A 24,235-nucleotide genomic window follows, 5' to 3' on the forward strand; every position below is an offset into this window, starting at 1 on the left:
TTTACCCTTTATAAAACACCCACTTCGATAATTCGCGGAAGGAGACTTTTTTGCCGTACATCAGAATACCAACGCGGTAGATTCGGGCGGCTAACCAGGTTGTGCCCACAAAGCCCAGCACCAGCAGCAGCATCGACAGGGCGATTTCCCAGGCCGGTACGCCAAACGGAATGCGAACCATCATCACCACGGGCGATGTAAACGGGATCATGGATGTCCAGAATGCCAGTGGGCCGTCGGGGTCGCGAACGGCAATTTGCGCGAAGGCAATGGCGGCAATAATGGGCATCATAATTGGAAACATGAACTGCTGCGTCTCGGTCTCGTTGTCGACAGCCGCGCCAACAGCACCAAACAAGGCGCTGTAGAGCAAGTACCCGCCTAAGAAATAGAAGAGAAAACAAACGACGATGAGGGGAATGTTGAGCGTTTGAATGGCCTTCATCACCTCGGCGACGGGATTATTGGCCGATTCCATTTTACGCTGTACCTCCTGCTGACCGGGCATTCCGTTGGCCCGTGCGCTCAGCGTCGATACAGACGCCTGCGGTCGGCCCATAATGCTGGACCCAAGCGTTATCAGGCCCGCCGTCAGCACAATCCAGAGCATAAACTGGGTCAGACCCACCAGCGCCACCCCGATAATTTTGCCCAGCATCAATTGAAACGGCTTCACCGACGAGATAATCACTTCTACGATGCGGTTGGTTTTTTCTTCCATGACGCCCCGCATCACCTGCGTACCGTAAATCAGCACCGAAATGTAGATCAGCATGGCGCAAAACCCGCTGATGATAGTGGTGGCAATGCCGCTGTTGTTTTTTTCACCATCGTCGCTCAGGCTGATTGTCTGGGCGTCGACATTGACTTTCGCATCCTGAATAATTTTCTGGGTTATACCGGCTTCCTTGAGCTTAATGGTTTCAATTTCTTTCGAAATGGCTCGTTCGATGGTGCTTTGGAGGGATAAACTGACACTCTTTTCGGCAAAAATCCGGACCGTTTTCGGCTGCTCGATAACGTCTTTCGGAATGAAAACCAGCGCATTATAGCCCTGTTTCACAAACGTTTTTTTGGCGTTGGCCAGTGACTGTGTCGGGTAAGAAAATACCGTTTCGTCGTCGTTCCTGAACTTATTGGTAAACTGCCCGCTCTCGTCGATAATGGCAATTTTTTTCTGATTGATGGAGCTCACAGCCGCCCAGCCAATGATGGCATAAAAGCCAAAAATGAGCAGCGGCCCCAGAATCGTCATGATGATGAACGACCGTTTGCGAACCCGGACTAAGTACTCGCGCTTGATAATGAGTAGGATTTTGTTCATAGTTTCAATGAGTGAATGAGTGAATGAGTGAATGAGTGAATAGCTATGCCGGATGGTATTCGCTAATTCACTCACTCGCTCATTCACTCATTGGATTCGCCGACAGTTTTGATGAAGATGTCGTTCATACTGGGAATGTTCTCGCCGAAGGAACGGACGGCCACACGGTCGAGCAGGTAACGAATGAGGTCATTAACAGCCGCATCGGGCGGAATTTTAATATCGGCCCGCAGGAATCCGTCGTCGGTTTCGCGCGTATTCAGGACAGTAAAGGCGGCAGGCATCGTATCAAGCGCACCCTGATAGTCAACGTGGTAGGTATGCGTTTTGAACTGCTCTTTAATGGCCCGCTTCGACCCGTCGAGCACCTTATGCGACTGGTTGATGAGGGCAATGTAATCGCAGAGTTCCTCAACGGACTCCATGCGGTGGGTCGAGAAAATGATCGTTTTGCCCGCATCGCGCAATTCCAGAATCTCGTCTTTGATGAGGTTGGCGTTGATGGGGTCGAAGCCGGAAAACGGCTCATCGAGAATAATCAGGTCGGGGTCGTGCATCACCGTTGCGACGAACTGCACCTTCTGCTGCATGCCTTTAGAGAGGTCTTCCACCTGTTTGGTCCACCATGTTTTGATGTCGAACTTCTCAAACCAGATTTTCAGCTTTTCCATGGCCTGCTTCTCGGTCAAGCCCTTGAGTTGGGCTAAGTAGAGGAGTTGTTCGCCCACTTTCATTTTTTTATACAGCCCCCGTTCTTCGGGCAGGTAACCGATACGCCTGATGTGGTCGGGTTTGAGCCGTTCGCCCGCCAGGATGACCTCGCCCGAGTCGGGGGCTGTAATCTGGTTAATAATCCGGATGAGAGAGGTTTTACCCGCGCCGTTGGGGCCAAGCAAGCCAAAAATACTACCTTCCGGCACGACTAAACTTACGTCGTCCAAGGCCCGGTGTTGGGCATACTGTTTAACGATGTGATGCGTTTCAAGAATATTCATTCAGTTCAGGTTAGCCATTCGCTGGCATTGGCAGGCCCAAACTACGCATTTTAGCCATGCAAGGGCAATCAATTTACGGATAAACTGCCAAACGGCTATATGGGCGGTCATAAAAAAGCCACAACCCGGCTGGATTGTGGCCAAAACCCTTAAACCGACCCATCAGGATGAGAGGAGTAATGAAAGGCAGGAAAATAGGTTCTAACCCATTTTGATTACGTTTTAACTATAATCATACAACCCCTCCAGGGTTGAAAAGCAGGACCCGTCGGGTCGGTTTAGGGTTTTTTTAAAGTCAGGCTTTCACGACGATGGTTTTGGCCCATTTATCGCCAAACCGTTTCCGGTCATCGCTAAATACCATTAGGGCATCGACAATGTTAAACAGAGGAATTAACAATGACACCTGCCGGGTAATGGCGGTTCCGTAATCGCCCAGAAGGCTGCCCCCTGTTTCTTCCTTAATGGCTTTAATACCCATTAGTTTTTTACCGATACTTTGCCCCCCCAGAAAACCACCCGTAGCCGGTAGTGCATCCTTCGTAAGCAGGTAAGCAATCGTAATTATATACCCTATCATGGCCATTCTGGGCGATACCATAATCAGCAACCAAAAAGGTATGTTACCAATGATGCCGTCAATAAAAGCGGCAATGAACCGTTGGACAGGCGTAGCCTTAACGTGGGTACTGATGGAGGTGTAAGTGGGTTGCACAAGCGTAGGGGTTTAGGTGAAATAAAGGAATGATTATTCTCCCCGAACCTACGAAATCAGGCGGATTTCTTTATAGAATCCCGTATAAAGGGCAAATGATTTATTAAACGGTAATCTCTTCACTCTCAACAGGCTGCGTCCTGAACTCACCTTCCCATTTCGAGATCACACAGGTGGCCACGGCATTGCCGACCACGCTCGTGGCTGAGCGGCCCATATCGAGCACCTGATCGATGCCCAGCAGCAGGGCCAGCCCTTCGATGGGCAGGTTAAACAGCGACATCGTACCGGCAATAACTACCAAAGACGCTCGCGGTACGCCCGCAATCCCTTTGGAGGTAATCATCAGCGTGAGCATCATCGTAATTTGCTGTTCGATGCTCAGGGGAACATGATACGCCTGGGCGATAAAAGCCGTGGCAAAGGTCATGTAGAGCATCGACCCGTCGAGGTTGAAGGAGTAGCCCAGCGGTAGTACGAATGAAATAATGCGTTCGGAGCAGCCAAATCGGCGGAGAGCTTCGATGGTTTGCGGGAACGAAGCCTCCGAACTGGCCGTGCTGAAGGATAGAATAACCGCCGAGCGAATTTCCCGCATCAGGGCGAAGTACGGAATGCGAACAACTAAACAAATGACTGCCAGCACCACAAAAATAAAGAACAGCAGCCCGCCGAAGAAACACAAAATCAGGTAGACATAGCCGCCCAGAATACCCAGCCCCTGCTGGGCAACAATAGCCGCAATGGCACCCAGCACACCAAAGGGCGCAAAAGACATTACATAGCTGGTAATTTTGAACATGATGTGCGAGAGCGCGTCAAGGGCCTTTATCATGATTTTCCCCTGCGCCCCAACGGCCCCAACGGCTATCCCGAAAAAGATGCTGAAGACCACAATCTGGAGAATTTCGTTCGTGGCTAACGCGTCGATAAAACTGGTCGGGACGATGTGCTCAATAAACGTATTGAACGACATTTTCTGCACCTGTACACCCACATCCGTGCCTTTGGCAGGTAGTTGGGGGATATTCATGACCTCGCCCGGCCGCATAATATTGACCACTAATAAACCCACCACTAAGGAGAGGATGGTGGCAAAATAAAAGTAGGCTAATGTTTTCAGGCCAACCCGGCCAACCGTACCAAAATCACCCAGTTTCGCAATGCCAACCACGAGGGTGGCGAAGACCAGCGGCCCGATAATCATTTTAATAAGCCGCAGAAAAATCTTCGACAGAATATTCAGGTCGGTGCCCGAAAAGCCGGAGCCAGTGTCTGGAAAAAAATAACCAATCGCAATTCCGAGCACCATGCCCAAAAAGATACGTGTTGTCAGGTTCGGTAGTTTCATGCAGTGAAATTAGTAAAAACCGTATCAGGCAAATGTAACGGAATCCAGACAGTTCCAAAAGCGCGTTTATACCCCTTGTAGGTTTATGACAATGCAGACTATCACTATTTAAGGGAATACCGACCGTATAAGCTATTTTCTTGCTTTTTTTGAAATTTACACCGTATTATGCGACTTAGTCAGTGGACTAAGTAAACAAAACCAGTAGATAAGAAACTAAGCAAATAGTCGTCGGTATATGGGCTTCCGGCACGCAAATTGTAACCAGAGAAAGGGATACAGAAGATAATCTGTCAGGCCAAACGGTGTTTTGAACGTAATATCATCCGTGATGATGGTTTGTCCGCCGGTAGTGCCAGCAGGCACGCGCTGAAGGTGGTGCCGATGGTGCCAGCGGGTCAGAAAAAACGGCAGGCGCGTTCCCTGATCAATAAAATAAATGGCGTCGTCGGTGGTCTGCTGATCAACGATGAGGCTAATCCAATCCTGACGAAACAGGAAAAAATTTAACCGCAGATGCACGACGTCACCCGGGAGGCAGCCATCAAAGCGAACCACCTTCACGGGCGGGAAAGGTGGGGCAAGTTGCTCGAACAGGGTGCGATTAAATCCAGCCCAAACGGTAGGCAATGATTGGTCAACTGAGGTTTTAAGGACAAGACGCATGACAGGTGAACAAATTGTAGCGTATAGTAGTAAACGTAAACTTTACCTTTTACAAAATAATACTCCTCTAAAGTTGATTGTAACAACTAAAAGGGATACTTTGTCTTTGCATTGCCGATTCATACTGGCTCGTGTTGTGCAACTACCTACCCTATTTATGTATCGGTTTCATTGCTGGGCGGTTTGCTGGCTGGTTATTGGCTTACTAAGTGGTGCATCCCGCACACACGCCGGGATGCCCGAACCCGAGTACATTACCGTGCGAAATGGCCTGCCGCAGGGCCTGGTTAACTCCCTGATTCAGGATAAGCAGGGGTTTATCTGGTTGGCCACCCGCGATGGCCTCTGCCGGTACGACGGTATCCGATTCCGCATCTACACACACGACCCTCAAAAAGCCAACTCACTGTCGTTCAGCAGCATCTATGAAATAAAAAACAATAATAAAGGGCAACTCTGGATTCGGACGGAAAACAATAAAATTGATCGGTTCGACCCGGTAACCGAGCAGTCAAACCGAATGTCTAACTCACCCGCGTTTCAGCATGTGCTGGGCCGGGACCAACTGGTGGGTATGCAGCCCGACCGCTCCGGGAATGTCTGGGTGGCCACACAAACGAACGGCTTTTTTCGGCTGAATGCAAACGGGTCGATCTCGCAGCGCCATTGGGCGCCCCAGGGCGATTCGGCTCAGCAGTTCATCCACACCATGCTGCTTGACCGCTACAACCAACTGTGGCTGGCTACCCGAACGGGTCTGTTTCGCTACAACGTTGCCTCGGGGCAGTTTACGCTTTTTACCGTGGCTCAGGGCCTGCCGGGCAACGATGTCTATCGGCTGCATGAACGGGCCAATGGCGAACTAATGCTGGGATTTCCAGGGCATTTTGCCATTCTCGATCCCGATGGCGGGCGCGTTCGGCAGGTGGTTCCCGTAGCGGGCAATCGGATCACCGTTCCGCTGTTTGCCAGAGACAGCCGGGGCGTCGACTACGTGAATCAAAGTCCGTATACCGATCAGACCGGCTTCGTATTAATACCGCCTGACCCTAAATTTGCCCGTTTTTCGGCCCTTTCGCTACTCGTTGACCGAACGAACGTTCTCTGGATTGGTCTGAATGGGGATGGCGTGATCAAATATGACCTGACTAAACGACCCTTTCAAACCTGGCCCTACGTCAATAATTTTCAGACTGACTGGCTCACCCAACAGGCTAACGTGCCGCTGGAAGCCATCCCCGCCCTTATCCGCCAGCAACCGTCGCGGGATATTCGCTACCAGTTCGACCGGCGTAAAAACCTCTGGCTCAGCAGCCCGCTAACCGATCCCTACCGCTACGACAGTTTCCGGAAAACGTTTGTCCCGGTGCGACCAACCGGCATAGAGGCCCGCTGGTTACCCAACGGTATGTTCCGGTTGACGGCCCTGTCGACCGGGGCGGAGGGAGAACTTTGGGGGTTACTCGGCCCTGCAAATCAGGCCGTTGTGCGTCACAATCCCGATCAGGAAACGTTCACGGCGTTTCCGTTGCCGTTGCCCCCCAACCATCCGTATGTCATTACAGCCATGGTGATCGATGGGGGCCGCGTGTATATGGCTACGGAGAATCATGGCCTGCTTCGGGCCGACCTGTCGGCGAAGCGACTGATTCACTGGCATGGTGGCAGTATGGGCACCCATTCGCTGCCGGGCGACGCACTCTTATGCCTGGCACAGGACCCGCTCCAGTATAATTTTCTGTGGATTGGCACCCTTGGCGAAGGGCTGTGCCGACTCGATAAAATGACGGGGCGGATTCAGCGGTTCACGGTTGGGCAGGGGCTGTCCAATAACGTCATTTACGCCATCCGTACCGATGCGAATGGCCATCTTTGGCTGAGTACAAATCGGGGGCTTTGCCGCTTCGATACCCGCACCTACGAAGTCAGGAACTACATGTCGGACGATGGGCTGCCGAGCGACGAATTCAGGCAATTTCATGACATAACCTTACCCGATGGGCGGCTCATTTTTGGTGGTATCGGCGGGTACACGGTGTTCGACCCGCGCCGGGTCAGTGAAGACTCCGTAAAACCAGTGGTGGCGCTAACCGCCCTGCGCCTGAACAACCAACTGGTTACGGTCAATACGCCCGATTCACCCCTTCAGCAGGACATTAACCAAACCAGTGCGATCACGCTGGACCACCGCCAAAATTTTCTCTCCATTGATTTTGCGGCCCTTGAATTCAACCAGAGTCACAAAAATCAGTACCGGTATAAACTCATCGGCTTAGATAAGGATTGGGTCTATAGTGGCAATCAGGCCAGCGCTACCTACACCAATCTCACGCCCGGCACCTATACCTTTGTGGTCAACGCGTCCAATACGTCGGGCATCTGGAGTCCGCACTTGCACCAGCTACAGCTTCGTATTGAGCCACCCCTCTGGGCAACCTGGTGGGCCTACTCGGCCTACATTTTTCTGCTGCTGGGAGCTATCGTTTTATTTCTGCGGGTCCGAATACGACGCATTCAGCAGAAAAGCCAGAGTCGACTACGCGAACAGGAATCCATTCAGCTAAAGCAGCTTGATGAGGTAAAGTCACGCTTTTTTGCCAACATCACGCATGAGTTCCGTACGCCGTTAACCTTAATTCTAACACCGTTAGAACAAGTATTAAACGACTCAACCGATTCGCCCTACCACGGGCGGCTCTCCCTGATTCACCGAAATGCCAACCGGCTTCTGCGGCTCATTAATGAGTTGCTCGACCTGGCTAAACTCGACGCCGGAAACCTCACCATTACCCCAACACCCGCCGATTTGCAGGAGTTTATCCGACGAACCGTCCTGGTTTTTTCCGAAGAGGCCCAGCGCAAACAGATTCAACTGCATTTTACGCCTGAGTTCGCCCAGCCTTTTTACTGGTTCGACCCGGATAAGATCGAAAAAATACTGAGCAATTTGTTATCTAATGCACTGAAATTTACAGCGGAGGGCGGGTCCATAACGGTTTCTGTGATCACGGCTCCGCTGGACCCGGAATTAACCAACCCGGCAAACACCGACCTGCTCCGGTTGAGCGTCCATAACACCGGAGCATTCGTTTCTGCCCACCAGCTACCGCACCTGTTCGACCGTTTCTACCAGGCCGACCCGTCGCCCGAGCAGGCCGTGACCGGGTCAGGTATTGGGCTTGCTTTAGTTAAAGAATTAGTTGAGATGATGCAGGGCACTATCTCCGTAGAAAGCCTGCCCGTCTACGGAACAACCTTCACCGTCGAACTCCCCTGTCGGCAGGCTCGTGCCGACCTTGTCGCTTCCACGAACACCAGCAATTCGTTTCCCCTATCATTCACCGCGCCTGAGCCTGCCAGCGCCGATACATCTGCCGAAAAGGTGCATCAATTGCTGTTGGTTGAAGACAACGACGAACTGGCCGACTACATTATCACGACGCTGAATACGGAATGGCGGGTGAAACGGGTTGGCAATGGTCAGGCAGGTATCGACGCGGCCGTTGCCGACGGACCCGATATGATTATCAGCGATGTGCTGATGCCTCAGGTAGACGGCTATGAACTCTGCCGGCAACTAAAGAGCAACCCCATTACCAGCCACATCCCGATTTTGCTCCTGACCGCTAAAGCCTCCGTGGAGAGCCGCCTTGAGGGGCTAACCGCAGGAGCCGACGATTATTTAGCCAAGCCGTTTCAGGTTGATGAACTCCGGGGGCGGGTTCGGAATCGACTGGAGCACCAGCAACGGATTCAACAGTTTTATCGAACCCGGCTCCTGCGGGAAGGCAACCTGCCCATGGCCAGCCAGAATCCCGGCGACGAATTTATGAACCGGGTTTATGCCATTCTGGAAAACCGGTTGGACGACTCCAGCTTCGGAGTCGAACCGTTAGCCACCGCCATGGGCATGAGCCGTATGCACCTCAACCGCAAAGTGAAAGCCATGACCAGCCTGACCCCAAACGAATTGATTCGGGTGGTTCGGCTGAAGCGAGCGGCCGAACTACTGCTAACCGGAGTGTCGGTTTCGGAAGTTGCCGACCGGGTTGGGTTCGACACACCAGCCTATTTCTCCAAAGTCTTCAAAGATCAATTCCACCTGACACCGTCCGAATACGTCGACCAAAATCGCCACGAAGTCGCCTAAGGCGACAAATCGTTTATTCCTTGTCGTTAAAGGCTAATTACACCTTCCAAAAACATACTCGATTATGTTTTTGGAGACATAACGACATTTATCATATGACTTCTCCTGGTGATGTTACAAATTTTATAGCCCTTGTTACGAAAGAGCAAGAGATGGGTATTCGTTGGACTTAGTATTGCAGTATCAATACATACTCATACTTCGTCCACTTCTGAAGCGATTTATATCTGTTAGCCCATGACGTTTCTCTCTTTCTCCGTTCGCACAAAACCGGCAGAATGGCCGCCCCTCAAACTTTACCTTCGCGAAACTGGCCGACAGCTTTTTTCGGTCGATGATTTAGTGTATTTGCAGGCTGTTGCCAATTATAGCTGGCTGAACTGGGTGGATGGTCGCCGGATGCTGATGCCCCGTACCCTTAAATATTATTCTCCTCAGTTGCCCACCGAGTTATTCATCCGGCTCCACCGCAATTGTGTTGTTAACCGGCAATTTGTGGAGCGTCTGGAACGCACCGATACGGGTGGGCTGGTTCATTTAACCACTGGCGACGTATTACCCGTTTCGCGTCGGCGGTGGAGTATGGTTCGGCGGCAGTTGACCAACAATAAAGTAGCCTATTTGAACTAATCGTTTTTCCGCTTCTTATCCAGCAGCCTTACACCCAACCCGCCGGTCCAGCATGATACCGGCGGGTTGGGTGTAAGGCTTTTTTGCGTCTTCCCTCACCCGCTGCGAAAACCCATGCCTGTTTTTGCGGGTTATTACCGTTACTTTGCTTTTCTTACCTTTCCCTATATGCTATCACAGTTGCCTTCGGCGTTTCGCCCTCCTTACCAAATTGACAGTCGTTATACGAAGTCAGTCGCTTATTTCTCCATGGAAATTGCCGTCGACCAGGCCCTCAAAACCTACTCCGGCGGGTTGGGGTTTCTGGCCGGTTCGCACATGCGAAGTGCGTTTGAACTAAACCAGAATCTCATTGGCATCAGTATGCTGTGGAAGTATGGGTATTATGATCAGATGCGAAAATCCGACAATGCCATGGACGTGCAGTTTCGGGAAAAGATCTACTCGTTTTTGCAGGATACGGGCATTACCTTCACCATCGACATTGGTAATCAGGCTGTTGGAGTTCGGGCTTATTTCTTACCGCCTACGACATTCCAAACGGTTCCCCTGTTTTTTCTGACTACCGATATCGACGGAAACGACGATGCAGCCCGGTCCATTTCCTACCGGCTCTACGACAACGATGCCCGCATGAAGGTTATCCAGTGTATGGTACTCGGAATTGGGGGCGCTAAACTCATCGACGCCCTCGACTACTCGCCAGACGTGTATCACCTCAACGAAGCCCACGCCTTATCGGCCGCTTTTTATCTATATCAGAAGCTGGGTTCTGCCGATGAAGTACGCCGGCGGCTGGTGTTCACGACCCACACCCCCGAAGAAGCGGGCAACGAAAAACATGATATAAACCTGCTGAACGAACTGGGCTTTTTCGGCGGAATGCCACTGGCGAAGGTTCGGGAACTGGGTGGCATTCAGGACAATGTATTTAACCATTCGCTGGTTGCCCTGCGGCTGAGCCGGCAGGCCAACGGCGTGTCTAAATTACATGGCGAAGTAGCCCGGCAAATGTGGGGTCGTTTTGACGGCATTTGCCCCATTACGCACGTTACCAACGCCCAAAACAGCCGTTACTGGACCGACCCCGACATCGAAACGGCCCGGCTGGCGGGTGATACGCAGGCCATTGCGGCCCGTAAAATCAGCCTAAAAAAACCCCTGTTTCGGGTCGTGGCCGACCAGGTTGGTAAACTCTTCGACCCGAATGTACTGACGCTGGTGTGGGCGCGTCGGTTTGCGACCTACAAACGGCCCGATTTGCTCACGCAGGACATGGAGCGGTTTACCCGACTGCTCAACCAGACCAGGTATCCCATACAGATTATCTGGGCAGGTAAACCCTACCCAATGGACTACGGGGCCGTCGAGGTGTTTAACCGGCTCTATTACATGAGCCATCTGTTTCCGAACATGGCCGTGCTGACGGGGCATGAGTTGGGGCTGTCCAAACTCCTCAAAGACGGCTCCGACGGTTGGCTCAATACGCCCATCGTAAACCGCGAGGCCTCCGGCACCAGTGGCATGACAGCCGCCATGAACGGGTCGGTGAATATCTCAACCAACGATGGCTGGATTCCAGAGTTTGCCAAACCCGGCAACAACAGTTTCTTAGTGCCCACGGCTGACCCACTTCTGCCCTACCACGCCCGCGACGAGCAGGACCGCGACCGATTGTTCGACCTGATCGAGAACGAGATTCTGCCCATGTATTATGACCGGCCCGCCGACTGGCAGGCCCTCGTTCTTCGCAGCATGAATGATGTGAATGCCTATTTTGAGGCCAACCGGATGGCTCGTGAGTACTACGAGCACGTGTATTAAGAGGTCCAGCCTGTTTCAGATGCAACCCAACGTTAGTTTAGCTGCCAAAACGTTCGACGCCCATGAGCGCCTGAATGCGGCCTATGGCATTCAGGCGATTCAGGGGTATGCCGACCCCATGCATGAACTCATCGGCACCATTTTATCGCACCGCACCACCCACGCGAATGAAGTTACGGCCTACCGCACCCTGCGGGAACGGTTTCCGACCTGGGAGCAGGTGCGCGATGCACCCCTCTCCGCTCTGATCGACGCCATCCAAACGGCGAACTACCCCGACGTAAAAGCACCGTATATTCAAAATCTGCTGACGCACCTTTTCCGGGAAACGGGTAGCGCTAACATTGATTTTCTGGGTGATTTATCCACCGAAGCAGCCATGAACTGGCTAACTACGCTGCCGGGCATCGGTTTAAAAACAGCGACGCTCCTGTTACTTTTCACGTTTCATAAGCCCGTATTGCCCATCGATACGCATGTGCATCGCGTTACGCAACGCCTGGGGCTTATTGGCCCGAAAGTGAGCGCCGAAAAGGCGCATTCGATTCTGCTGGCTTATCTGCCACAAGATGCTCTGTTGCTGTTCAACTTTCACAAACATTTTTACTGGCATGGCCAACGGGTCTGCACCTGGTATTATCCCAAATGCACCAACTGTGTTCTGCGGGATATGTGCGACTTTTACCAATCGGGTGGAACGGCATTACTAAGCAGCACACCCCGGAGAAAGACGAAATCGACAGATTCTTAAATTAACGTCAATACGGAATTATCCAGAAATAGTCAGCCCTGGTTCATGTTGATGAACCAGGGCTGACTATGAAGTTGTTAGTAAGCACCGTTAAGTCTTTCTACCGTGCTTGCGGGTATGGAAGTCTTTCGCCTGATCGACCCAGTTGTCGCGTTCGATGCGACCGGGAAAGAACTCGATCAGTTCGTTCACTTTATCAATGTCCTCTTTCGTGAAGTTGGCAACCTGACGAAAGGTATAAATACCCAAACTATGTAGTTTACGCTCCAGAAAAGGCCCCACCCCCACAATATCTTTCAGATCATCGGCTTCAGAAGCTATTGCCCGGCCAATTCGGTCGAAGTTAACTTCGCTGGCACGAGCTGCAATTCGGCTCAGTACAGCCGCTTCCGAATTATCCGTCTTGCCCGATCCAGCCGATCCGGGCGGCACATAAGGCATTGGTGGAGTTACGGGTGGCACCGCTACGGTGGGCACGTCGAGCGCTGAACTGACTGTTGGTACGGCCACATCCGCATCGATCAAGTCCGGTGTATCGTCGTTCGTTAACAGGGGCAGCAAGGGGTCGGCATGAACAAAGGCCGGGGGTTCCTGCAAACGAGGCTCCGGGCGGGTTGGCGCCCCACTAACGGCAGCACGGCCACCTGCTTTTGACCGACGGCATTCTTCCAGTTCGGCCTCTTTATCGGCAACTGATGAACGGAGCGCACTGATGCGGCCAGCCAGCACCAACCGGCCCAACAACCAGCCAACAAAGGCGGCAAGGGCCAGCAAGAGCAGTATTTCGGTGACGGCCACCGTGGGGTTAAAAGGGTCTAATCCAAACATGGCAGGCTTGTCGTTTAAATGGGTTTGACTGAAGTTTCAGCCGGGTCGCCGGAGCGGTTCCATGTTTCAGATGCAAATTTACGCGTCATGTTGAACTTGAAACATAGAACCACTCCGGCAACCCGGCTGACGCTTACCTTTTTTTGATAAATTCTTTCGATTGGCCAACCCAGTTATCACGGTCAATTCGACCGGGGAAAAATTCGATAATATCGTTCACCTTGTCGATGTCTTCGGGGGTAAAACTGGCAATCTGTCGGAACGTATAAATTCCGATAGCGTGGAGTTTCTTCTCCAGAAAAGGCCCCACCCCCACAATGTCTTTCAGATCATCGGCTTCGGCAAGGGAGGCTAACCCGATGCGGGTGAAGTTAAGTTCACCCGATCGGGAACGGATGCGGTTCAGCACAAGGGTTTCTTCATCGCCCGACTCGACCGCAGCCGTTGGCATCCGGTGGCAGTCATCAACGGCCCGACCGGTGCTGGCCAGGTCGCCTTCAAGCTGACGGATGGTTCGCTGCCGGGAAACATACCCGATGATAAAGCCCAAAATGGCACTCACCACCAGCATACCAAGGTGCTGTAGCTGGGCGTTGGGCAGGTTAAGCGGGTTCATCTCAAACATAATTTCTACTTATTTATGGTTTTTCCGTTTTCAGGTTCAACGGTTCAACGTTCCAGCCTGAAACCTGAAACGTTGAACTTTAAACATAAACCTTAGTGAACGACTACCGTTACACGGCGATTTGCTTTACGCCCCGAAGGTGTGCTATTATCGGCTTTCGGCGCCGTTTCGCCTTTGGCCTCCACCTCAATCTGACCTGGTTCGATACCCGATTTACGCAGTTTACTCTTCACATCATTGGCCCGGTCGAGCGAGAGCCGTTTGTTCACCTCGTCGGGGCCGGAATTGTCGGTATGACCGGTTAGGAGCAGTTTTTTATCTTTATTGGCCGCCAGAAACTTAACCGCTTCGTTAAAAAACTTCTGCGTTTCGGCTGTTTTGATGTAGTTAGCCTCACTTAACGGAAAATACAGATCTATTGGCTTAAATACTGACGTAAACTTCTGGGATTCAGCCAGTTCCTTCTCCGTCGTCGGCTCTGTTAGGGTGACCGTGGCTGGTGGCGTTGCCGCAACTGTAGTGGGAGTGGTTGACACACTGGGATCAGTACCGGCAAAAGCAAGGTCGATACCCCCATAGAGGGAGTCACCTTTTGCCGTAAAGGAAAGCGTTCGTTCTTCCCCTTTCGTGCTTATCGACGCTGCCGAAACACCCTGCTGCACTACGTATTGTTTTAAACCTTCGGCACGGGCCAGCCCCAGGTTTGCAAAGCTGGTTGTGTTGGTTTCTGTTGGGGCATAATAGCCCGTGATCGTGAGCGTCCGACCGGGATTGGCTTTCAGATACGTGACCATCGACGCCAGCGAGTTTCCCGGTGCGGTGGATTCGCCCCGCGTGGATTCGCCCAGTGTGTTCAGGTTGGCATTGGCCCCCGATTTTGCAAAACTGAAGTTGCCGGGTAGCGCCAGCCGGAAGCGGTCGCCATCCGCAATCGTGTAGCCAGTGGCCCCTGGTGAGGTTGTCGGTAGTTCGGAGTCGGTCGAAATAGCTTCCGGCTGTGGTTCATTCCCACACTGTTGCTTTATCTTGCAGACGTGCCACCAGGTTGAGCCAATCATCCAGAGAACGAGCAGGACGATCCAGGGCGCTTTGTTTGTTAGCATAATGAAGGATGATGGTTTGGACAGGCTCCGAATACGAACCGCTGCCTGTGGCGGAATAGCGTAGAATGGTTGCCCAAAAATACACGGAGTCCGTACAAATGCAACACCATCGCTGATTTTGATCTTGTTTCTTCATCAATTAATCCTGTGTTGGCCGCCCAAATCAGACGGTCGGGATGTGTTGGGGAACAAAAACAAAACGGAGCCGCCGTATGGTAGCCCCGTTTTGTTTTTGTCCCGTTCTGCGCCTTAGCTCGCCAGAAAATTGACTGCCTGCTTCAGGGTGCGCTCGTTGTGCGTTTCGGGGTCGGTGTAGGAACGCTCCCCTACTTCAATGTCAATTTGCTTACCAATCAGTTGGTTGGTATCTAACTTAGCGCCTTCCTGTACGTCGATGCCCGCCTGCTCAAACAGGCCCACGATGTTGGGCATACCGGCCCGCGACTGGTAAAACCGGTGCGACACGTAACCCTCGTCATTTTCAAAACGGACGGCAAAAAATGGAATGCCTTTATTCTCACTCGTGCCTTCCTCAATGTCCGTGATGGTAACGGTGTGCGGCCCATCAGCCAGCAATGCCTTATCCTGCCCTTTTTCTACTGCGATTTTCATAACGATATGTTTTATATGTATCATAAAAACAGCTCATTCATTTATTTGTTTACAAAAAATAGTGCACACAAAGCTAAAACAAGGTAACTCATTAATTTTTCGTATTTTACTTATACGATACAAGGTACCTTAAGATGGACCGTTTAGCGTTAAAAGTTAATCGCATAGGCCCGATCAATAGTAGGTGCCCCCAGATGTTGCTAACTTGCGGTTTAACTACTACCAAACCGGCGAACGTCGGCAGCAAGCTTATCTTCTTTATGCGTATTGATCTGCGTAGCGATACCGTTACCCAACCTACGCCCGCCATGCGTGAGGCCATGTTTAGCGCCCCACTCGGCGACGATGTGCTGGGCGACGACCCCACCGTGAATGCCCTCGAAGACAAAGCGGCACTGCTGTTCAGCCTGGAAGCGGCTCTGTTTTGCGCGTCGGGCACGATGACCAACCAACTCGCCATTCGCACCCACACCCGCCCCGGCGACGATGTGATCTGCGACTACCTGTCGCACGTCTATCAGTACGAGGGCGGGGGCATCTCGGTGAACGCCCTGGCCTCGGCAAGTCTGGCGCACGGCGAACGCGGCAAACTCACCCCCGACCTCATCCGCGAACATATCTACAGTCCCGCCGACTCCCACAAACCCCTGTCGCGGCTGGTAGTACTCGAAAATACGATTAACAAAGGCGGGGGTTGTTATTACACCATCCCCGAAATTGCCGCCATCCGGCAGGTCTGCGACGAAAATGGATTGCTCCTCCACTTGGATGGCGCCCGGCTTTTCAACGCCCTTGTCGAAACCGGCGAACCGACCGAAGCCTACGGCCACTTGTTCGACTCCATCAGTATTTGCCTGTCAAAAGGACTGGGGTGCCCGGTGGGGTCGCTCCTGTTGGGGAAAGCAGACTTCATTCGTCAGGCCCGTCGGTACCGTAAACTCATGGGCGGTGGCTGGCGGCAGGCGGGTTTTCTGGCGGCTGCGGGCATCTACGCCCTCGATCACCACATCGACCGGCTGAGACAGGACCACACCCGTGCCCGCCGAATTGGCACCATCCTCGACCGACTGCCCGAAGTGGAAGAGATTCTTCCCATCGACACGAATATTGTCATTTTCAGGCTTCCCGAAACCATCTTAGCTGCCGATTACGTTGCTCAGTTAGAGACCAAAGGCATTCGGGGCATTGCCTTCGGCAAGCACTTAGTGCGGTTCGTGACGCATTTAGACTTCACAGACGAACAATTAACAGAAATGGAAAACAGATTGTAGTTGATAGTCGATGGTCGTTCACCTTCTTAGTACGAACAACTATCAACCAATGACTATCGACTATTGACTACTTATCATGCATATTCAAACCAGAACATTACAGAAAGAAGATTATCATGACCTGAAAGAGGCCATGATTGAGGTATATAGCGGAATTGGGGGCGACTACTGGCCCAAAAGTTCGATTACCAAGTTGCTCAACATATTCCCCGAAGGCCAGTTTTGCGTGGAGGTCGATGGGAAAGTGGTGGCCAGCGCACTGGCCATTCGGGTGAAATACGCCGATTTTGGTGATAACCACACCTACCACGAAATTACGGGCGGCTATACCTTTAAGACTCATAACGACGAGGGCGACTATCTCTACGGTATTGAGGTGTTTGTTCACCCCGACTACCGGGATTTGCGGCTGGGCCGGCGGCTATACGATGCCCGCAAGGAACTCTGCGAAACGCTCAATTTAAAAGGCATTCTGGCAGGAGGGCGCATTCCGAATTACAATAAATTCGCCGACGATCTAAGCCCCCGCGAGTACATCGCAAAGGTGAAGCAAAAAGAAATTTATGACCCCACGCTAACCTTCCAGTTGTCGAATGATTTCCACGTGAGGAAGGTTTTGCGTGGCTACCTGCCCGGCGACACCGAATCGAAGGAGTACGCGACGTTGCTGGAATGGATTAATATCTACTATGTCGCCGAAAAAGACAAACGGCCCCATACAGACTCCATTATCCGGCTGGGCGTAATTCAATGGCAAATGCGCCTGTTCAAGAACCTCAGTGCCTTTCTGGATCAGGTCGAATTTTTCGTGAATGCCGTTAGTGACTATCGGGCCGATTTCATGGTGCTGCCGGAGTTTTTCAACACGCCCCTGATGGCCGATTTCAACGATCTGCCGGAGCCGGTCGCCATCCGCAAATTAGCCGATTTCACGGTGCCGGTGCGCGAAAAACTCTGCCAACTGGCCATCTCGTATAATGTCAACATTGTTGGGGGCAGTATGCCACTCGTCGATGACGACGGGAAACTTTATAATGTGGCATACCTCTGCCGACGCGACGGTTCGTTTGAGGAATACCGAAAGATTCACATCACGCCCAATGAGGTACGACACTATGGCATGGTTGGTGGCTATGAGATTCGGGCGTTCGACACGGACTGCGGTAAAATTGGAATGCTCATCTGCTACGATGTCGAATTCCCTGAACTGGGCCGGATTCTGGCGCAGCAGGGGATGCAGATTCTATTCGTGCCGTTCCTGACCGATACGCAGAACGGCTACTCGCGGGTGCGGCACTGCGCCCAGGCACGAGCTATCGAAAACGAATGTTACGTGGTTATTTCGGGCTGCGTGGGCAACCTGCCCAGAGTCCAAAACATGGACATCAACTACGCCCAGTCGGCGGTGTTTACGCCTTCGGATTTCCAGTTCCCAACCAATGCCGTGAAAGCCGAAGCCACCACCAACACCGAAATGGTGCTCATTGCCGACGTAGATTTGAGTTTGCTCAAAGAACTGCACGAACACGGTTCGGTGCAGGTGCTGAAAGATCGCCGGACGGATTTATACGACGTGACGCTGAAAAAAGCGGCAAAAAAAGCCATAAATCGGGTTGCCAGCCAGCCAAAGAAAGCCTCCCCCGACAACGACCCCGAAGAGGTGGCGCCTTTGATTGTGGTGGCGGATTGATTAAACCCTGCTATCAACAGAGGCTCAGCGCGTAGTGAATTCACTACGCGCTGAGCCTCTGTTGATAGCAGGGTTTATTAAGCTTTTTGTTTTCTTCCCGATAGCAACAATTCAAGAGCTTCGGGCGTCAACTCAGCCAAATCGTCATTTGCTTTATCTAATTTACGCTGGACGGACGGAGTTCGTTGCGGACGAGTAGAAGGCACTGGTTTAGGCTCCGGACGCTGGGGTTTTTGGTCTAAGCTTTCCACATTTTTAGTCTTTAAGTTGAATGAAGAATCGCCGGTAATTCTCATTAGGTTGAAAACGCTCGGCCTGGCCATTATCAAGTTGGCCAGATACCAGAAACCTCTTCTGAATTTTATCCAATCCCCGGCTAATTACAATCCGGTACAGACGTGTTCGGCGTTCATCGCTTCCGCTGAAGGTAACAATCTTGTCAGGAAATTTAGTCAAAAAATTATCAACAATTGGCATCACGGTAGCCATTACTGTTCGCAGGTCGTCGTTGTTGGTGATGCTCAGGTCACTTTCTGACCCATCGTCAAGTAGGTCCAGCAACGGCAGGTTAAAACGTTTGGCAGATTCGTTTCTGTAAACCGAACTACTTTATTAAGCGTTTTGGCGTCACTTATGCTCGCAAAATCATACCGGATTTCAATAGGTTCACTAAAAAAGAGTAGGCTATTTCGTCCATCAGGTCGTCAAATTTTCGCCTAAACTTACCAATTTTAATCAAAATGACTACTTAAGAACCGCCAACCTCCAGCAAAGTGCTTCACCGATGAACCCTAACAACCTCCCAAACATAAAAGCCCCCTGTCGACAGAGGGCTTTTGTTTTATGTAATTATTAAGGAAATACTACTATTAATTTAAGAATATGATTCGTTTCATAACCTTACGTTTATTTTTATCCGGTAAATTCTGAAACAAACTTTATCCCATCATTTTATGCGCTTCATACTTATACTTCTACTCGTTACGGGAGTTGGGAACCACTATGCTCGTGCCCAGGTAACGACCTCCTCCATTGCCGGTGTCATCAGCGACGAAACCGGAAAAGGGCTGCCTGGCGCAACCGTTGCGGCTGTTCACTTGCCAACCGGCACGCAATACGGTGTAACGACCCGCACCGAAGGGCAGTTTAACCTCCCGAACATGCGTATAGGTGGTCCCTACCGCATCACGATCAGCTACGTTGGGTACCAGACCGAAACCGTCGAGAATGTTACGTTAAGCCTGGGGCAGAAATTGCCGCTAAATCAAGTGTTGAAAAGTGGCTCAAGAGAACTCTCGGAAGTTGTTGTGCGCTCCAGTGCCAACGATGTGCTGAACAATTCCCGGACCGGCCCGCAAACCAACATCAGCAGCGAACAACTCCGCACGCTGCCAACCATTAAACGCTCCGTATTCGATTACACCCGCCTGAACCCGATGGCCGGGGGCGATGGCTCGTTTGGTGGCCGCAACAGCCGTTTCAACAACTTCGCCCTGAACGGGGCCATTTTTAATAACCCCTTCGGGCTGGACGCGTCTACGCCGGGCGGTCAGGCCGATGCTCAGCCGGTATCGCTCGATGCCATTGAACAGATTCAGGTGGCCCTGTCGCCCTACGACGTAACGCAGTCGGGCTTTACGGGTGCGGGCGTGAATGCCGTGACCAAGTCGGGAACGAACCAGTTTCACGGCACACTCTTCGGGTTCTACCGAAATCAGGACCTGACGGGCAAGAAAATTAAAGGCACCGACATTATTGTGCCCGATTCGGACCAGAAGCAGTATGGCGTAAGTCTTGGCGGACCGATTATCAAAAACAAACTGTTTTTCTTTGTCAATGCCGAATTTGACCGTCGGTCAGACCTGGGTACGGCGGGTTGGGTAGCCGCCCGGCCCGGCCTGTCGGGTGCAAACGTAGCGCGGGTGACGGCCTCCGATTTTGATTTGGTGTCGAATACACTTAAAAACTTGTCTACCTTTCCAATCTACGAAAAGAATACCCTGTATAACTACGAAACTGGCCCTTACGAGAATTTTACGCATAAAACGCAAAACACGAAAGGCATTGCCAAACTCGACTGGAACATCAACCAGACGCACAAACTGTCGATCATCTACAATTTCTTAGATGCGTTTCAGGATAAACCAGCTAACCCGTCGGCCATTGGTCGGCGCGGCCCGGATTTCCTGACGCTGCAGTTTTACAGCTCTGGCTACCGGATTAATAACAAGCTGAACGGTGGTATTATCGAGCTGAACTCGAACTTCAACGGCAAATTCGCCAACAAACTTCAGGTAGGCTACACGGCCTTCCGCGACACGCGCGACCCGTTCTCATCGCCCTTTCCAACCATAAATATCAACAAAGATGGGGTGCGCTATATTGTGGCCGGACACGAACCCTTCTCCATCAATAACCGCCTGACGCAGGACGTTCTCCAGTTCACCGACAATTTTAACATCTACGCTGGTAAACACACGATTACGCTTGGGGGCAGTTTCGAAAAGTTTAGTTTCGATAATTCGTTCAACCTGGGGGCGTATGACGGTGTATTTGGGCCGGGCTTCGAGTCGGTACAGGCGTTTGTGACGGCGGCTGCGGGGGCAGATTTCAAGAAAACCGTCGATGCGGCAAAGGCAACTTTTCAGGCAGGCCAGTGGGCGTTAGCCGAAACCAACGTTGGGCAATTGGGTATTTACGCACAGGACGAATTTGCTGTTACGCCCAAACTCACGCTGACCTATGGGTTGAAAGTAGATGTGCCGCTTTATTTTGATACAAAGGATAAAATTCAGGAAAATATAAGCCGCAACTGCTGTTATACGCCTGACGTTCAGTACCATGATGAGAACGGTACACCCGTTAAACTGAACTCATTGGAATTACCGAAGCAAACACCCCTGTTTTCGCCCCGAATCGGTTTCAATTACGATATCAAAGGCGATGGCACCCAAAAACTGCGCGGAGGAACAGGAATTTTTACGGGCCGGTTCCCCTTTGTCTGGATTGGCAATCAGGTAGCCAACCCGAACGTCTACTTTTACTGCACCACCTCGCCCGACTTTAAATTTCCACAGGTCTGGAAAAGCAGCCTGGGTTATGACCACAAGTTCCGCAACGGCTGGATCACCTCGCTCGATGTACTGTATAATAAGGACATCAACGCCATGCTGGTTCGTAACTACGGCCTGAATCTGCCAACGGGCAAATTACAAGGCCCCGACACGCGCCCCTATTATCAGACCACCGACCGGGTTAATGATGCGTATGTGTTTACCAACACGAATTTAGGTTACTCGTTCAATACCAGCCTTCAGGTACAGCGGACCTGGGCCAGCGGTTTTTACCTGAGCGTTGGGTATAATTTCCTGACGGCCCGGGAAGCCTCGTCGCTTAGCGCCGAAATTTCGTCGGATGCCTACGACCGCAACCCCACGTATGGCAATGTGAATCAGGCCCTGAACGGGCAGGCATCCTATGGCAACCGCCAGCGCATTGTGGCTTCGGCGGCCAAACGGTTTGTGTACGGAAAAGCGTGGGCAACGACCCTCTCGGCCGTGACTGAATATACCGAGGGTAGCCGGTTCAGCTTCACCTACGCGGGCGACCTCAACAACGACGGTGGTTTTTCCAATGACCTGCTATTTATTCCAACAAGTTCCCAACTGGCCCAAATGAAGTTTTCGGGTTCCGATGCCCAGCAGTCGGCGCAACGGGCGGGGTTTGAATCGTATATCCAGCAGGATGCCTACCTGAGTTCGCACCGGGGGCAGGTGGCCGAGAAATTTACCAGTTTGGCGCCCTGGTTCTCAACCCTCGACGTACGCGTGTTACAGGAATACATGCTGCCCAACAAACACGCCATTCAACTCAGCGTCGATGTGCTGAATTTCGGTAACCTGCTGAATAGCAACTGGGGTGTCCGGCAGTTTGCGTCCTACACAGGTCTGGCTCAGCCGCTGGGTGTATCGACCGACAGCAAGGGTGTGCCGACGTTCAGTTTCGATGCGAACCAGAAAACAACGTTCTTCAACGATTCGCAGTTGACCTCGCGCTGGCGGATGCAGGTCGGACTTCGGTATTCGTTCTAAGCGTTTTCAACCCGAATTCATGATAAAAAAAGGCTCCTCCCACGTGGGAAGAGCCTTTTTTCTTATTCATTCAATAGATTACATGCTTGTCAGTAGCGTAGGTTTCGTCTTGCTCTGATAGCGGGTCGGAATTAAGTAGGTTTCGGCGAATGAGCCGATGAGCGCGCCAATGCTATAACAGAGCAGGTCGCTCCACACGAACGTAAAGCCCAATACCAGCCCGCCTAAGGTCGTGTCCCGCAGGTTATCAATCCAGGGCGCATGATATAACTGACTAAGCTCAATGCTGAATGAGACCAGCAAGGTTGCCAGCACAATGGCTTTCGTGGGCCGTCGGTTGAACATGAAGGCCAAACCAAAAAATACCATCAGCGCCCACAGAATATCACCTATGTAAGCCTTAACAACTGAAATATCTCCAAGAAAACGTCTCGACGCGAAACCAATAAGCAGGACACTTATCGTTAGCAATCCGTAAACAATTCGGTTTCGATTAATAGACAGCATTTTGGCAGGCAACTAATAGCGGCTATCTGGATTGAAATCAGTTTATTTTTGTTAATCAGGAAATCAACAGGTTGTTATGATTCCCTTTTCAATTCTGGATTTATCGCCCATCGTAGAAGGCAATACCGCTACGCAGGCCCTGCAAAATACGTTAAATCTCGCTCAACACGCCGAGCAGTTGGGCTACCGTCGCTACTGGTTAGCCGAACACCATAATATGCCGGGCATTGCCAGTGCGGCTACGTCGGTCGTGATTGGGTATGTGGCAGGTGGCACCCAAACGATTCGGGTAGGTTCGGGTGGAATTATGCTGCCAAACCATTCGCCGTTGGTCATTGCCGAACAGTTTGGTACCCTCGAATCACTCTACCCTGGCCGAATTGACCTGGGCCTGGGGCGCGCGCCGGGTTCCGATCAGGCAACGGCGCGGGCGTTGCGCCGGGATGCTACCGGGCCGGATACGTTTCCGCAGGATGTAGTTGAGTTACAGCGTTATTTTCAACCCGATGAGTCCAATCAGTTTGTGCAGGCGGTGCCGGGCAATGGGCTGAACGTACCCATCTGGATTCTGGGGTCCAGCCTGTTTAGGGCGCAGTTAGCCGCGATGCTTGGCCTTCCGTATGCCTTTGCGTCGCATTTCGCCCCGGCCGACCTGATGCGGGCGTTGCACGTTTACCGAACGCAGTTCAAACCCTCTGCCAATTTGAAGCAGCCCTATGCGATGGTGGCGGTCAATGTAGTTGCCGCCGACACAGACCGGGAAGCCGAGCGGCTGTTTACGTCTGTGCAGCAACAGTTTCTGTACATCCGGCGCGGAAAAGCCCGACAGATGCAGCCGCCGGTCGATGACCTCGCGTCGCGCTGGCCCGAGCATGAACTGGCGGGTATTGATCAGGTATTAGGTTGCTCGGCAGTGGGTTCGCCCGAAACGGTGCAGCGCGGACTGGCGGGTTTTATTTCCCAAACAAAAGCGGATGAGCTGATACTTACGGCTCCTGTTTTCGACCATCAGGCCCGCAAACATTCGCTTACGCTCACCGCACAGGTGCGCGATGCGCTGGCGGCTCAGCAATCGGAAGCGGTTGCGGTTGCGGTGTAACGC

The 24,235-nt window shown here is 51.9% G+C and carries 18 protein-coding genes and 1 pseudogene; 8 read left to right on the top strand and 11 right to left on the bottom strand.

Annotated features, from left to right (window positions below):
- Position 1 precedes the first annotated feature (1 nt).
- From ACYVI1_RS09790 to ACYVI1_RS09810, 5 genes are all read right to left on the bottom strand, one after another.
- Entirely contained in the window at positions 2-1,324 is a 1,323-nt protein-coding gene (locus ACYVI1_RS09790) for an ABC transporter permease (RefSeq protein ID WP_460909352.1), read from the bottom strand.
- Between the two features lie 83 nt (positions 1,325-1,407).
- Positions 1,408-2,319, bottom strand: a complete 912-nt coding sequence (locus ACYVI1_RS09795) for an ABC transporter ATP-binding protein (RefSeq protein WP_460909354.1) — start codon at positions 2,317-2,319, stop codon at positions 1,408-1,410.
- Positions 2,320-2,614: 295 nt separating this feature from the next.
- On the bottom strand, positions 2,615-3,034 hold the full coding sequence (locus ACYVI1_RS09800; RefSeq protein WP_460909356.1) for an RDD family protein: 420 nt from the start codon (positions 3,032-3,034) through the stop codon (positions 2,615-2,617).
- A 103-nt stretch (positions 3,035-3,137) separates the two neighbouring features.
- Complete coding sequence (locus ACYVI1_RS09805) at positions 3,138-4,385, bottom strand: dicarboxylate/amino acid:cation symporter (protein WP_460909358.1); 1,248 nt, start codon at positions 4,383-4,385, stop codon at positions 3,138-3,140.
- Positions 4,386-4,601: 216 nt separating this feature from the next.
- Positions 4,602-5,051 carry an SRPBCC family protein gene (locus tag ACYVI1_RS09810; protein ID WP_460909360.1) on the bottom strand — a complete coding sequence of 150 codons (450 nt, stop codon included), beginning with the start codon at positions 5,049-5,051 and terminating at the stop codon, positions 4,602-4,604.
- 157 nt (positions 5,052-5,208) lie between these two features.
- Here ACYVI1_RS09810 and ACYVI1_RS09815 point away from each other — a divergent pair, with 157 nt between their 5' ends.
- The 4 genes from ACYVI1_RS09815 (at position 5,209) to ACYVI1_RS09830 (ending at position 12,406) form a co-directional block, all read left to right on the top strand.
- Positions 5,209-9,201, top strand: coding sequence for a hybrid sensor histidine kinase/response regulator transcription factor (locus ACYVI1_RS09815; protein WP_460909495.1), 3,993 nt, complete (start codon positions 5,209-5,211; stop codon positions 9,199-9,201).
- A 237-nt stretch (positions 9,202-9,438) separates the two neighbouring features.
- On the top strand, positions 9,439-9,831 hold the full coding sequence (locus ACYVI1_RS09820) for a LytR/AlgR family response regulator transcription factor (RefSeq protein WP_460909362.1): 393 nt from the start codon (positions 9,439-9,441) through the stop codon (positions 9,829-9,831).
- Positions 9,832-9,999: 168 nt separating this feature from the next.
- Positions 10,000-11,655, top strand: a complete 1,656-nt coding sequence (gene glgP / locus ACYVI1_RS09825; RefSeq protein WP_460909364.1) for an alpha-glucan family phosphorylase — start codon at positions 10,000-10,002, stop codon at positions 11,653-11,655.
- Positions 11,656-11,674: 19 nt separating this feature from the next.
- Positions 11,675-12,406 carry an endonuclease III domain-containing protein gene (locus ACYVI1_RS09830; RefSeq protein ID WP_460909366.1) on the top strand — a complete coding sequence of 244 codons (732 nt, stop codon included), beginning with the start codon at positions 11,675-11,677 and terminating at the stop codon, positions 12,404-12,406.
- Positions 12,407-12,496: 90 nt separating this feature from the next.
- Here ACYVI1_RS09830 and ACYVI1_RS09835 read toward each other — a convergent pair whose 3' ends face one another.
- The 4 genes from ACYVI1_RS09835 to ACYVI1_RS09850 form a co-directional block, all read right to left on the bottom strand.
- Entirely contained in the window at positions 12,497-13,234 is a 738-nt protein-coding gene (locus ACYVI1_RS09835; protein WP_460909368.1) for a hypothetical protein, read from the bottom strand.
- A 133-nt stretch (positions 13,235-13,367) separates the two neighbouring features.
- Positions 13,368-13,859: a hypothetical protein gene (locus ACYVI1_RS09840; RefSeq protein WP_460909370.1), complete on the bottom strand. Its 492-nt coding sequence runs from the start codon at positions 13,857-13,859 to the stop codon at positions 13,368-13,370.
- Between the two features lie 92 nt (positions 13,860-13,951).
- The gene (locus ACYVI1_RS09845; RefSeq protein WP_460909372.1) at positions 13,952-14,962 is read right to left on the bottom strand and encodes an OmpA family protein; all 1,011 of its coding nucleotides are present in this window, start codon (positions 14,960-14,962) and stop codon (positions 13,952-13,954) included.
- A 249-nt stretch (positions 14,963-15,211) separates the two neighbouring features.
- A complete protein-coding gene (locus ACYVI1_RS09850) occupies positions 15,212-15,574 on the bottom strand; it encodes a hypothetical protein (RefSeq protein ID WP_460909375.1) in 363 nt (120 codons plus the stop codon).
- Between the two features lie 260 nt (positions 15,575-15,834).
- On the opposite strand from ACYVI1_RS09850, the gene ACYVI1_RS09855 reads away from it, so the two are divergent.
- Complete coding sequence (locus ACYVI1_RS09855) at positions 15,835-16,845, top strand: threonine aldolase family protein (protein ID WP_460909377.1); 1,011 nt, start codon at positions 15,835-15,837, stop codon at positions 16,843-16,845.
- A gap of 76 nt (positions 16,846-16,921) precedes the next feature.
- A complete protein-coding gene (locus ACYVI1_RS09860; protein ID WP_460909379.1) occupies positions 16,922-18,535 on the top strand; it encodes a GNAT family N-acetyltransferase in 1,614 nt (537 codons plus the stop codon).
- Positions 18,536-18,790: 255 nt separating this feature from the next.
- On the opposite strand, the pseudogene ACYVI1_RS09865 reads toward ACYVI1_RS09860, so the two are convergent.
- Positions 18,791-19,108 (bottom strand): annotated as a pseudogene (locus ACYVI1_RS09865) (DUF6934 family protein); the annotation flags it as partial.
- Between the two features lie 380 nt (positions 19,109-19,488).
- On the opposite strand from ACYVI1_RS09865, the gene ACYVI1_RS09870 reads away from it, so the two are divergent.
- Complete coding sequence (locus ACYVI1_RS09870) at positions 19,489-22,626, top strand: TonB-dependent receptor (protein ID WP_460909381.1); 3,138 nt, start codon at positions 19,489-19,491, stop codon at positions 22,624-22,626.
- A 78-nt stretch (positions 22,627-22,704) separates the two neighbouring features.
- Here ACYVI1_RS09870 and ACYVI1_RS09875 read toward each other — a convergent pair whose 3' ends face one another.
- Positions 22,705-23,097, bottom strand: coding sequence for a ribosomal maturation YjgA family protein (locus tag ACYVI1_RS09875; RefSeq protein ID WP_460909383.1), 393 nt, complete (start codon positions 23,095-23,097; stop codon positions 22,705-22,707).
- A gap of 112 nt (positions 23,098-23,209) precedes the next feature.
- On the opposite strand from ACYVI1_RS09875, the gene ACYVI1_RS09880 reads away from it, so the two are divergent.
- Positions 23,210-24,232 (top strand): LLM class flavin-dependent oxidoreductase, encoded by a 1,023-nt coding sequence (locus tag ACYVI1_RS09880; protein ID WP_460909385.1) that lies wholly within the window; start codon positions 23,210-23,212, stop codon positions 24,230-24,232.
- Positions 24,233-24,235 lie beyond the last annotated feature (3 nt).

Source organism: Spirosoma areae (genome assembly GCF_054781775.1).

Excerpts from the sequence above, each read along its gene's own strand:
- ACYVI1_RS09860 (WP_460909379.1), top strand. The coding sequence starts at position 16,922 with ATGCATATTCAAACCAGAACATTACAGAAAGAAGATTATCATGACCTG.
- ACYVI1_RS09880 (WP_460909385.1), top strand. The coding sequence starts at position 23,210 with ATGATTCCCTTTTCAATTCTGGATTTATCGCCCATCGTAGAAGGCAAT.
- ACYVI1_RS09845 (WP_460909372.1), bottom strand. The coding sequence starts at position 14,962 with ATGCTAACAAACAAAGCGCCCTGGATCGTCCTGCTCGTTCTCTGGATG.
- ACYVI1_RS09820 (WP_460909362.1), top strand. The coding sequence starts at position 9,439 with ATGACGTTTCTCTCTTTCTCCGTTCGCACAAAACCGGCAGAATGGCCG.
- ACYVI1_RS09815 (WP_460909495.1), top strand. The coding sequence starts at position 5,209 with ATGTATCGGTTTCATTGCTGGGCGGTTTGCTGGCTGGTTATTGGCTTA.
- ACYVI1_RS09855 (WP_460909377.1), top strand. The coding sequence starts at position 15,835 with ATGCGTATTGATCTGCGTAGCGATACCGTTACCCAACCTACGCCCGCC.
- ACYVI1_RS09810 (WP_460909360.1), bottom strand. The coding sequence starts at position 5,051 with ATGCGTCTTGTCCTTAAAACCTCAGTTGACCAATCATTGCCTACCGTT.
- ACYVI1_RS09790 (WP_460909352.1), bottom strand. The coding sequence starts at position 1,324 with ATGAACAAAATCCTACTCATTATCAAGCGCGAGTACTTAGTCCGGGTT.
- ACYVI1_RS09830 (WP_460909366.1), top strand. The coding sequence starts at position 11,675 with ATGCAACCCAACGTTAGTTTAGCTGCCAAAACGTTCGACGCCCATGAG.
- ACYVI1_RS09850 (WP_460909375.1), bottom strand. The coding sequence starts at position 15,574 with ATGAAAATCGCAGTAGAAAAAGGGCAGGATAAGGCATTGCTGGCTGAT.
- ACYVI1_RS09840 (WP_460909370.1), bottom strand. The coding sequence starts at position 13,859 with ATGTTTGAGATGAACCCGCTTAACCTGCCCAACGCCCAGCTACAGCAC.
- ACYVI1_RS09835 (WP_460909368.1), bottom strand. The coding sequence starts at position 13,234 with ATGTTTGGATTAGACCCTTTTAACCCCACGGTGGCCGTCACCGAAATA.
- ACYVI1_RS09805 (WP_460909358.1), bottom strand. The coding sequence starts at position 4,385 with ATGAAACTACCGAACCTGACAACACGTATCTTTTTGGGCATGGTGCTC.
- glgP (WP_460909364.1), top strand. The coding sequence starts at position 10,000 with ATGCTATCACAGTTGCCTTCGGCGTTTCGCCCTCCTTACCAAATTGAC.
- ACYVI1_RS09795 (WP_460909354.1), bottom strand. The coding sequence starts at position 2,319 with ATGAATATTCTTGAAACGCATCACATCGTTAAACAGTATGCCCAACAC.
- ACYVI1_RS09870 (WP_460909381.1), top strand. The coding sequence starts at position 19,489 with ATGCGCTTCATACTTATACTTCTACTCGTTACGGGAGTTGGGAACCAC.